12 protein-coding genes are annotated in these 10190 nt (G+C 51.3%); all 12 read right to left on the reverse strand.

The annotated features are described in order from the left end of the window. Window positions 1-151: 151 nt before the first annotated feature. Window positions 152-394: a molybdopterin converting factor subunit 1 gene (gene moaD, locus B2899_RS02930; protein WP_146809282.1), complete on the reverse strand. Its 243-nt coding sequence runs from the start codon at window positions 392-394 to the stop codon at window positions 152-154. Continuing rightward, window positions 391-858, reverse strand: a complete 468-nt coding sequence (locus tag B2899_RS02935; RefSeq protein ID WP_286883957.1) for a molybdenum cofactor biosynthesis protein MoaE — start codon at window positions 856-858, stop codon at window positions 391-393. The genes moaD and B2899_RS02935 overlap by 4 nt, the downstream gene beginning before the upstream one ends. After that, window positions 855-1364 carry a molybdopterin-guanine dinucleotide biosynthesis protein B gene (mobB, locus tag B2899_RS02940; RefSeq protein ID WP_146809280.1) on the reverse strand — a complete coding sequence of 170 codons (510 nt, stop codon included), beginning with the start codon at window positions 1362-1364 and terminating at the stop codon, window positions 855-857. Before mobB ends, B2899_RS02935 begins: the two co-directional genes overlap by 4 nt. Before the next feature lie 11 nt (window positions 1365-1375). Further along, window positions 1376-2629, reverse strand: a complete 1254-nt coding sequence (gene glp, locus B2899_RS02945) for a gephyrin-like molybdotransferase Glp (RefSeq protein ID WP_286883960.1) — start codon at window positions 2627-2629, stop codon at window positions 1376-1378. After that, window positions 2626-3213 carry a molybdenum cofactor guanylyltransferase gene (mobA, locus tag B2899_RS02950; RefSeq protein WP_286883962.1) on the reverse strand — a complete coding sequence of 196 codons (588 nt, stop codon included), beginning with the start codon at window positions 3211-3213 and terminating at the stop codon, window positions 2626-2628. Before mobA ends, glp begins: the two co-directional genes overlap by 4 nt. 94 nt (window positions 3214-3307) lie before the next feature. After that, entirely contained in the window at window positions 3308-3628 is a 321-nt protein-coding gene (sugE, locus tag B2899_RS02955) for a quaternary ammonium compound efflux SMR transporter SugE (RefSeq protein ID WP_146809277.1), read from the reverse strand. 21 nt (window positions 3629-3649) lie between these two features. Then, on the reverse strand, window positions 3650-4246 hold the full coding sequence (locus B2899_RS02960) for a TetR/AcrR family transcriptional regulator (RefSeq protein WP_146809276.1): 597 nt from the start codon (window positions 4244-4246) through the stop codon (window positions 3650-3652). Between the two features lie 341 nt (window positions 4247-4587). Continuing rightward, window positions 4588-5799 (reverse strand): PLP-dependent aminotransferase family protein, encoded by a 1212-nt coding sequence (locus tag B2899_RS02965; RefSeq protein WP_146809275.1) that lies wholly within the window; start codon window positions 5797-5799, stop codon window positions 4588-4590. A gap of 82 nt (window positions 5800-5881) precedes the next feature. Beyond that, window positions 5882-6445, reverse strand: coding sequence for an isoprenylcysteine carboxyl methyltransferase family protein (locus tag B2899_RS02970; RefSeq protein WP_286883970.1), 564 nt, complete (start codon window positions 6443-6445; stop codon window positions 5882-5884). 7 nt (window positions 6446-6452) lie between these two features. Next, entirely contained in the window at window positions 6453-7511 is a 1059-nt protein-coding gene (locus B2899_RS02975; RefSeq protein ID WP_286883972.1) for a type III polyketide synthase, read from the reverse strand. Between the two features lie 178 nt (window positions 7512-7689). Then, window positions 7690-8547 carry a tyrosine-type recombinase/integrase gene (locus tag B2899_RS02980; RefSeq protein ID WP_146809272.1) on the reverse strand — a complete coding sequence of 286 codons (858 nt, stop codon included), beginning with the start codon at window positions 8545-8547 and terminating at the stop codon, window positions 7690-7692. Window positions 8548-8856: 309 nt separating this feature from the next. Further along, window positions 8857-10190, reverse strand: a 1334-nt coding sequence (gene lpdA, locus B2899_RS02985; RefSeq protein ID WP_286883974.1) for a dihydrolipoyl dehydrogenase, incomplete at its 5' end; no start/stop codon positions are given.

Below are 10190 nucleotides of genomic sequence, written 5' to 3' on the forward strand. Positions count from 1 at the left end.
TACCACAAAAGCCAGCCGCTCTTCCCACGATTTTCATATCGGGGCTGCGGCGGAGACACCATGGTGGTTTTCTTCGTATATCTCTGTATGCTATACAGAAAGCCCGGGATTCGCATGATACGAATCCGGGCTTCCACATTGTGTACTTTACTCAACCTCCACTAACCGGAGGAATAAACGCTACTTCGTCTCCATCTTTTAATGCTGCCGATCCAGCCGCGAACTCCTGATTAACAGCAACCATGGCCGCCGGTATACGCGGCACAAGCGCCGGATACCGCTCGCCAAGCCATCGCTTCACATCTTCTGTCGACATTCCTTCGTTCCACGATAATGTCAGGGTATCTTCGCCTGCTTCTTCCGCCATTGCCGCAAACAACTTCACTGTAATCATGTCTCATCCCCTCCAAACTCCGGCTTTCCGGTCGGATAGGCTGCCGTTTCCTTCTGATCGCCAATCCACGCTTCGCCGTCTTCCCAGTGCTCTTTCTTCCAGATTGGCACAATCTCTTTAATCCGCTCAATCGCATAGCGCGAATACTCATATGAATCGGCACGGTGCGGCGTGGCTACCGCAATGACGACCGCAATGTCGCTGATATCGAGCCGGCCGATGCGGTGTGTAATGGCAACGCGCGCATCCGGACACTTCTCCTGAATCTCTTGGCCGATGCGCGCCAGTTGGCCTTCCGCCATTTCTTTATAAGCGGCATATTCCAGATACATGGTCCGCTTGCCTTTTGTTAACTCCCGCACGGTTCCGACGAACAGATTCACTGCGCCGCAGTTCGGATGGATGATCTTGTTCATAACCTGTTCGACAGATATGGCTTGTTCGACAATTTCAAACAGTTTCATCGTGTCTCTCCTTTAACATACGCCAGCATCACGCCGGCAATGCTTTCGATATCGTTCACGTCATATTGCGGGTATACTATATCCGCAAACCTCTCCCAGCTTGCAACCGCCAGTACCGACGTTACGTCTGTCAGCAATTCCAGGTGCTCAGGATGACGCAAAACAACCACTTTTGGATAGTCTGCGAATTTGTATCCTTCGATCAGCACCATGTCCATCTCCCGGTACAAAGGGAGCAGTTCTTCAATCGAACGGTGCTCCTGAATAATCACGGCCGTTTTCTGTGCCGACGTAATCGAGACGATGGAAGCACCCGCTTCGCGGTGCTTCCATGTGTCCTTCCCCGGCTTATCGATATCAAAATCGTGCGCATCGTGTTTAATGGTTCCGATTCGCAAGCCCTGTGCCGTCAAATAGGCGAGCAGTTTGGTCACCAGCGTAGTCTTTCCACTGTTGGAATAGCCGACAACCTGCAGCACGGGCGGGGAGTGTTTTTCCAGTGCCATAGTGTCCCCTTCTATTCTCCGACATTGTAAGGAAGCATAAGAACGGTCACCGTGTCGCCCTTGGCAACACCGCTTCCGCCCGGCGGAATGCACATCAGGCAGTTAGCGTCCGTAATGTTGGTAACGACCCCCGATTTGTCCTGTCCCACCGGATAAACGACTGCTTTTCCGTCTTCGATCTTCCAGGAGCTGCGCACGTAGCGGGGGAACGAAGACGGCTTTTTCATATCGACGCCAAGCACTGCTTCCATCTCTTTGAGCCCCGTTTCCGGTTTTCCCTGCATCGCCTGCAGCAGCGGACGGACGAACAGTTCAAAACCGACAAAGCAGGCGCCCGGGTTGCCGGAAAGGCCGAAAATAAAGGCATCGTTGTAGCGGGCGGCCGAAGTAACACTGCCGGGCCGCATCGCGATTTTATTGAACAGCAAATCTACATCAAGCCGCTTGAACACTTCGACCATAATGTCGAAATCGCCTACCGATACGCCGCCCGAGGTAATCAGCATATCCGTTTCCTCAAGAATGGTAAGCACCCGCTCCACTGCTTCGTCCGGGTCATCCTGCAGGTTGCCGTATAGTACGGGGATGCCACCCGCCTGGCGCACCTGGCTTGCGGTCATATAGCTGTTGCTGTTGCGGATTTTGCCGTAGCGCAGCGGCTCTTCCGGCATGAGCAATTCCGATCCGGTCGCCAAAATTCCGATTCTCGGCAACTGGTATACCGGTACCTCCGCATAGCCGAATGTAGCGAGAATAGCCATCTCACCGGGACCAATCCGCTTGCCTGCTTCCACCAGCAGGTCGCCTGATTTCTTTTCTTCTCCCACCTGAATGACATTTTCTCCTGCCTTCATCTCTTTTTTCACGCCAACCACTTTCTCAACCCGCGCTTCATTCTCTGTCGTCATCTCGAACATGATGACACAGTCCGCACCTTCGGGAATGGCGGCCCCGGTCATAATGCGGGCCGCCTGTCCTTTGCCGACTGTAAAATCCGGTGCATCACCGCAGGCAATCGCACCGACAACTTCTAACTCTACCGGTTTCTCAAGCGATGCACCGGCCGTATCTTCCGCACGCACTGCAAAACCGTCATACGGCGACTTCGGAAAATGAGGCACGTCATTCGTGGCACGAATCGGCTCGGCCAGCCTACGTCCCTCACTCTCGGTCAACGGTACATGTTCAACTTTATTTTTTCCGGCGAACGCAAGAATACGCCGCTGGGCTTCCGCCACGGAAATCGGATCGCGATGAAATCTCATAGTCTCTCTCCTTTTTGAAATCGTTCATATTCTTGTATCGTGTTCATATTGCAAAAAGGATCCGGTGCAAAGTATGGTGTCGCATCCCATGCCTTCGCCCGTGCACCGTCGATTAAATCGAACATTCGCCTGCGGCCGTCCGAAAGCAGCGCCGCGGCCATCCGGGATAGGCGGCGGTGGTACAAAGCACATAGCGGATGCGCTCGTCCTCTCCACACCGGATAAATAATATCGTACTCTGTCTCAAGCATGGGAGCGTGGCTACACAGCCGGATAAGAACCTCTTCCGTCAGCGCGGGCATATCGCATGCTACTACTATCAGCACATCCGCCCCTGCGACGCGCATGGCGGTGGCGATGCCGCCAAGTGGTCCCTGTCCCGGGATGTCATCAGGATAGATGGGTACCTTATCCGGTATCATATCGAGCCGCTCCGGATGGTTGGACAAGATGATGCAGCGCTCCGTTACCCGGTCAAGCAGGCGCCATGTCCGTTCAATGAGCGGCCTTCCTTCAATCGTGAGCAGCTCTTTCGGCGTGCCCATCCGCGAGCTTTGCCCGCCGGCAAGAATAACCCCTTCCATCCAACGCGCTCCTTTTCTACCAATGGTTTCATCCTTTATTGTACCGTATTTCCGCCAACAAACCTACCGCAGCCGCACATAAGAAACAGCTTGTTCAGTGGCTCGCCGTTACTTTTAGACCGACAATGCCTGTTACGAGCAACAATAAAAAAACGATGCGCATCACGTCGCGTGACTCTCCTAGAAACAGCATGCCCACAATCACCGTACCCAGCGCGCCAATTCCCGTCCAGACTGCGTATGCCGTGCCGATCGGCAGCGTGCGCAGTGCCACGGACAGGAGATAAAAGCTAATCGCCATTCCGGCCACGGTAATGATCGTCGGATACAACCGGGTAAACCCCTGTGTATATTTCAATGAAATCGCCCACACCACTTCAAATAAACCGGCAAGAAATAAAAATACCCAAGCCATGTCGTTCTTGTTGCCTCCCCTTTACTTTTTATCTTTCGACTGGACCGTAACGCCCAGCCAGAATGTCTTCCATACGCTTTCAAGCCTTGCAGCGAAGTTCTTCCGCCCGTAATAAAATGCCTGGACAAACAGGCCGTCCATCAAGCAATAATACGAGGCAAGCAGATGATCCATCTCTTCCTGCCGGATGATGCCCTGCTTCATTCCTTCAGCAAAAATCTCACGCAGAATCGCGGATTGCGCTTCCTCGGAAGCGAGAAACTTCTCCCGCAGCTTCTCCTCCAGAAAATCGGGCGGAAACAGCATCGTTCGCTTGAAGAATGCCGTTCTCTCTTCATCCTGCAGGTAGTATGCACAGCTGTCTTTCAGGATGGCAAACAGCTTCTTCTCGACTGGATAGTCTTTGATTTCCCGGGCCAGCCGTTCGCTGTGCCGGATTTGATCCCACATCACGTCTGCAAATACAGCAAGAAAAAGGTCTTCCTTGCTCTTGAAATGCGCATAAATCGACGGTTTCTTAATCCCGACTTCCCGTGCGATATCAGAGAGTGACGTGCCTTCGTACCCGCCTCGTGCAAACAAAGGCAGCGCCGCCGCTTTGATTTTGTCCGCCGTCATAATGGACTTCCTCCCTACCTATCGTTAGTTAGGGGAAGTATAGCGTAATTCTGGATAAAAAGCAACGAAACCAGAATACCCGGGCGAATTTTTGAAGCCCATGAAAAAACCGACCCCTTCTTCAAACGAAAGAGTCGGCTGAGCCATTTTACATCGTATATGAATGTATACAAAAAAGAGGTTCCACATCAAACTCTATGGCTGACTGCTTCATACATAAAAATTGTTTGAACGGAAGAAGGGAAGAGAGAAAAAAGAGCCAGGGAAGAAAAAGGCGTTCGCCTTTTTCCCCATTCTCTTCTTCTTTGTCATCCGTATACTTTTTCTCACTTCCACCCAGGCTATACCATTGCTTTGTCTATTGAAATCGTCGTGTACGCTTCTTCCAGTACACTTACCAGTTGGCTCATGCCATACTCGATTTTCTCCGGTACAGAGTGCGTGTAGTTCAGGCGGAATGTATTGTGCTTTGGATTCGATACGTAGAATGGAGCCCCCGGCACATAGGCTACGCCTTTCTCAATCGCCTTCGGAAGCAAATCTTTCGTGTTGATGCTCTCATGCAGTTCCAACCAGAAGAACATGCCGCCCTGCGGAATCACGTAGCTAAGGCCTGGCAGGTTGAGACGCTGCAATTGACCGAGCATAACATGCATTCTCTCTTTATATACACTGCGCAGGCCGGCAATGTGCGCATCCAGGTCAAAATCGCGCAGCAAACAGTACAGCGCCTGCTGGTCAATAGAGCTGGAGTGAAGGTCAGCGGCCTGCTTGGCCTGTGCCATCATACGGATAATTTGATACGGTCCCATAACCCAGCCGGTGCGAAGCGCAGGTACCACCGTCTTTGAGAACGTACTGGTGTACAGCACGGTTTCCCCATTATCAAGCGCTGCGATCGGCGTATAGCCGGATGCCTCATCGAACAGGATTTCACCGTACGGATCATCTTCAAAAATGATGACATTATATTTCTTCGCAAGCCGCAGCAAGTGCTCCCGCCGCTCGAGCGACCATACATTGCCGCGCGGATTTGAGAACGTCGGCACGACGTAGACAAATTTCGGTGCGTAGGTCTTCATCTTTTCTTCCAGATCTTCCGGCAGCATACCCGATGCATCGGAATCGACTGCAACTACCTTCGCTTCGTATGATTGGAATACCTGCAGTGCCGCCAGGTATGTAGGATTCTCTGTAAGAACAATATCGCCCGGATTTAGCATAACGCGGGCAAACAGGTCGATCGCCTGCTGAGAACCGGTCGTCAGCAAAATATTCTGCGCATCCATGCGGATCTGCTTGCGCACGGCCATCCGGTCTGCAATCGCTTCACGCAGCGGAGTGAATCCTTCCGTTAAGCCATACTGCATCGTATGTTTCCCGCCTTCGAATACCCGCTTGTACGCTTCCTCTACCGCGGCGAGAGGAAACAAGTCGTCGTCAGGAAGTCCGCCGGCGAACGAGATAATATTCCCCTGGCTAATCACTTTGAGAATGTCTCGCACCGCTGAAGATTCAAAATTCCGGGTTCTTTGTGCAAAAGCGTACTTCATTGTCCAGCCACCTCGATTAATTTGCTTTTTTAAATATTAAAAATACATTAAACCTTTTATGCGAGATTGGCAAGACTTTTGCTTATTTTTCAGGAGATTTCGGAATAAACCGGAAGCGGCTGCCCATCGTGTCGGTATAATCCGTGTGTTGTGCAAGTCCCGTTTCTTCGATGCGAATGCGGTGGCGCAGCATCAGTGCGTTCAATAGGCTAAATAAAATGCACGTTACATACGCTTGAAACAAAAGCGGAATCAAAGCGATTTCTAAAATGACGACCGTGTAATTCGGATGCCGCAGGAAACGGTATGGTCCCTGCTTGACCACCTCTCCCCCCGGCACGAATATAATGCGGGTATTCCAGTAAGGGCCGAGCGAGATAATGGCCCAATAACGGATGATCTGTACGGTGATAAGGACAAAAACAATGAGCGGCCACCGATTCGACAGCGGATAGTCGCGCAGTGCGGCTTCCGCCCATAAGCTTACGAAAAAAACGGTATGGAGAAGAACCATCAACGGATAATGATCGGCTCCGATCTCCACGCCACCCCGGCTCTCCATCCACTCCCGGTTTCGCTTGGCGACTCTCAACTCCAGCAAACGCTGGGAGATAATCAACAGAAAAACGAGATAAAATACAGGCATTCATCCCTCATCCTTTCACCAATAGCATCTCAGAGCTAAAGCCCGGCCCCAGTGCGGTTACAATGCCATACTCCCCCGGCGCGATTCCTTGCTCAAGGAACGCTTGAAGCACGAACAGCACAGTAACCGACGACATATTACCAAACCGATGTAAAACATCCAGCGCATGGAAAAAATAAGCGAGCTCGACCCCTACCACTTCGGCGTAAGCCTCAATGACTTTCCTGCCGCCCGGATGCGCGATAAAATGCCGGATATCACGTCCGGTCAGACCGTGCCGCTCCAGAAATTCCATTAAGCCGGGCTTGAGAAGCTGGCATACAATCGCAGGAATGTCGCGCGAGAAAATAACTTTAAGACCGTGCTCGTTGATGTCCCAGCCCATTACGTCCCGGGTGTCCGGCCAGAGTGTACTCATCGTGTCAACGACCTGGATTTTCTTCTCTGAAGCCCTGACACAGGCCTCCCCTTCCACCAGCACCGCTGCCGCACCGTCGGCGAACAGGGAAGTCGCAACCAGATTGCTCTTGGACTTATCTTCACGCTGAAACGTCAGTCCACAGCATTCCACCGCAATCAAAAGCACACATTCATCCGGATATGCGGTTACGTAATCTATGGCACGGGAAAGCCCGGCCGCTCCACCCGCGCACCCTAACCCCCAAATCGGCGTTCGCTTTGTGTACACCCCCATCTTCAATTCATTAATGATGCGGGAATCAATGCTTGGCGTGGCAATTCCTGTAGTCGAAACAAAAAAGAGGTGGTCAATATCGCTCACGCTTTTGCCGGCGCGATTAAGGCAATCTTTTGCGGCTTCTACGCCAAGCCGGACCGCCCATTCCTGAAACAACGCATTCTTCTCGGCGAATGTATGTGATTGACCGAACCATTCCAACGGTACGCAGAAATGACGGGTTTTAACCTGACCGTTATGAAAAATGGGGAGGAGGCGGTCGATATCGCGGAACGAATCGGCGAACAGGCGGCGCACAAAGTCGCGAATCTCATCCTGCCGCAAAATGTAAGGAGGTACGGCGGTTCCTACTGCAGTGATATGGGGCAAATCGCATCGCTCCTTTATACAGCATGTAATTTGGAACAAAATAGAAAAAGATCATACATTTCTTATTTATACCCATAACACTTTAAAGAAAAACGGAAGGAAAATGAGAAACGATTCTGCAATCCGCACCAAAAAAGGCGCTTGGATAAGCGCCTTTTTTATGTGTACATTCTCCATATTATCGCTGTGCCGCTATCTCTTCCATGACATGCTCCGGCAGAATCAGCTGGTCGATCCCCAGCATGTCCGCCACTTCATCCCGGCTGTATCCCTGAATCAGCTTATGGACCACGAACGTATTACGCAGCTTCTGTGCATGAATGTGCAAACCTGCTTTCTTGCCCAATGTATTTAAAATAAACTGCATGCTCCTCGGGCTCATCCGCTCACCCTGCCGCGACGTAAATACGAACGTTGCATCCTCCGAAAGCCCTTTATGTGTGCGTAAATAGCGCGCTTCGCGCTCGTTGAGCACGATCCGCCGTATATTGCCGAGCGAGATGCCAACAATGGCAGAGTCCCCCTGCCAGACGATTTCGCTCCATAATAAGTTGGAAGCCTCTTGAATGCGCAGTCCTCCCCAGAGAAACAGGGTGACAAGCGCCATATTGCGCGCATATACTTTTTCGTTATTTTTTGCGGCTGCATCCTGTCCAATTGTGTGAAACAAGAAGTCTATTTCATCATCTGATAAAGAAAATGCCTGCTCCTCCTTCACATCCGGACGTCGCTTCAATTTGGCGCACGGGTCAAGGCCGATGACGCCCTTCAACCACAGAAAGTGAAAATAGGACTTGAGCGCGGAGATTTTCTTGTTGACCGTTGATACCTGCCGCCCCGCCTTCAGCTCTTCCTCGATAAACTGGGTCACGGTGGAGTAGCCGATATCATGCAGCTCCATATGCGGATGTACCCGCCCGAGCCAGGCAAAAAAAATAGTCATCTCCATCATATAAGAATGAATAGTGAGGTCGGCCCGCATTTGTTCCATTAAATATTTTTCGTATTCATTATGGTATCCGAAACGGAAAATCATTGGTTCCTCCGTTTTTTATACGTAGTATTTTAATACCTTTATTTTACTTGAAGTTTTACTCATTCTCAACTTTTTCCTATCGACATATCCCCTTAATTTCATCAAATATTCTATATATTTAGACAAAATAATCCTATTATCTCAAGACATGTAAAGCGGTTTTTGAAATGATTTGGCGCATACAGTGTTTACCGTCTCCGAGACGATTGAGCCTTATCTGGTCCGCAACCTCATGCCGGATTACCAATAAAACCGAAGAAAATACCCAAAAAGAGCCGGAAGGAAACATGCCCTTCCGGCTCTTTCATTTTAGATATGTACGGCCGCCCCTGTGGCGGCACGCACCGCTTCCTGAATGGCTTCCGCAAGCGTCGGGTGCGCGGCCAGGAAGTCTCCCATCGTATCCACCGTCATTTCCGTATACATGATAAGCGTTCCCTGGCCAATCAGCTCCGTTGCGCGCGGTCCTACGATCGAGATACCGAGAATCTCCTGGAATGACGGCTCCGTAATGACTTTCACTTTTCCGGTTTGTTCTTGAAGAATGAGCGCTTTACCATTGGCATGGAAGGAAAACTCGCCAATACGAACATCGCCGTACTTGGCCCGCGCTTGCCGTTCGGTCAATCCGACACCGGCAACTTCCGGCCATGTATAGATGCAGCGCGGAATGGTTCGGTGGTTGACCTGACGCGACATTCCACAGGCGTTCAGTGCGGCGATCTCCCCTTCATGAAAGGCAAGATGGGCCAGTTGAACACCTCCTACGATATCGCCACATGCGTAAATATGAGGTATGTTCGTCCGCATCTCTTCATCTACTTCAATGCCGTGTTCCGTATACATGATACCGGCGCGATCAAGTCCAAGCTGTTCCGTACGGGGCTTGCGACCAATAGCCACCAGTACGCAGTCAGCCTGCTTCTCGATCCTCACCTCTCCCTGCCGGATTACAGCCAATCGGTTCGCTTTATCCAACTCTTCCAGCCGTGCGGACGCATAGACGGTTACTCCGTCTTTTTTCAACTGTGCCTGAAGCGTTTCAGCGATATCGGCGTCTTCCTCCGGTAGAATGTGATCTCCCATCTCTATCACCGTGACCTCGCAGCCCATTCGACTATAAATGCTGGCAAACTCGCAGCCGATGACACCTCCGCCAACAATGACGAGCGATTCCGGTAGCTTAGACAGAGCGATGGCATGCTTGCTGTGCAGAATCCATTCCCCGTCAAACGGAGCGAACGGCAGCGCAATCGGCTCCGAGCCTGCAGCAATAATATAGCGATTTGCCGCAACCTCTTGTGTGCCTTCCTTCGTTTCGACTTGAAGCAAATGATCGTTTACGAACGACGCCGTTCCCCGGATGACCTCAATTCTATTCTTTTTCATTAAATGCCGTACGCCGAGGACAAGTTTTTTGACCGTGTTGTCTTTGTACTGCTGTACGCGCCTCCAGTCGATCCGCACTTCCTCTTCCGGCAAGGAGATGCCGAAGCGTTTCGCACGCTTTACATTTCCATATATCTCGGCGCTCTCAAGCAGCGACTTGGTTGGCATACAGCCTTCGTTTAAGCACGTGCCGCCAAGTTCCGCTTCTTCGATAAGCACGACGTGTCTGTCCTGACGGGCCGCCGTTATGGCTG

The sequence above is a fragment of the Aneurinibacillus sp. UBA3580 genome, from assembly GCF_002375825.1.
GTDB lineage: Bacteria > Bacillota > Bacilli > Aneurinibacillales > Aneurinibacillaceae > Aneurinibacillus > Aneurinibacillus danicus.

Bases quoted from the DNA above. Each gene is read 5' to 3' on its own strand.
- mobA (WP_286883962.1), bottom strand. From the start codon at position 3,213: ATGGAAGGGGTTATTCTTGCCGGCGGGCAAAGCTCGCGGATGGGCACG.
- B2899_RS02980 (WP_146809272.1), bottom strand. From the start codon at position 8,547: ATGATTTTCCGTTTCGGATACCATAATGAATACGAAAAATATTTAATG.
- B2899_RS02965 (WP_146809275.1), bottom strand. From the start codon at position 5,799: ATGAAGTACGCTTTTGCACAAAGAACCCGGAATTTTGAATCTTCAGCG.
- sugE (WP_146809277.1), bottom strand. From the start codon at position 3,628: ATGGCTTGGGTATTTTTATTTCTTGCCGGTTTATTTGAAGTGGTGTGG.
- glp (WP_286883960.1), bottom strand. From the start codon at position 2,629: ATGAGATTTCATCGCGATCCGATTTCCGTGGCGGAAGCCCAGCGGCGT.
- mobB (WP_146809280.1), bottom strand. From the start codon at position 1,364: ATGGCACTGGAAAAACACTCCCCGCCCGTGCTGCAGGTTGTCGGCTAT.
- moaD (WP_146809282.1), bottom strand. From the start codon at position 394: ATGATTACAGTGAAGTTGTTTGCGGCAATGGCGGAAGAAGCAGGCGAA.
- B2899_RS02935 (WP_286883957.1), bottom strand. From the start codon at position 858: ATGAAACTGTTTGAAATTGTCGAACAAGCCATATCTGTCGAACAGGTT.
- B2899_RS02960 (WP_146809276.1), bottom strand. From the start codon at position 4,246: ATGACGGCGGACAAAATCAAAGCGGCGGCGCTGCCTTTGTTTGCACGA.
- B2899_RS02970 (WP_286883970.1), bottom strand. From the start codon at position 6,445: ATGCCTGTATTTTATCTCGTTTTTCTGTTGATTATCTCCCAGCGTTTG.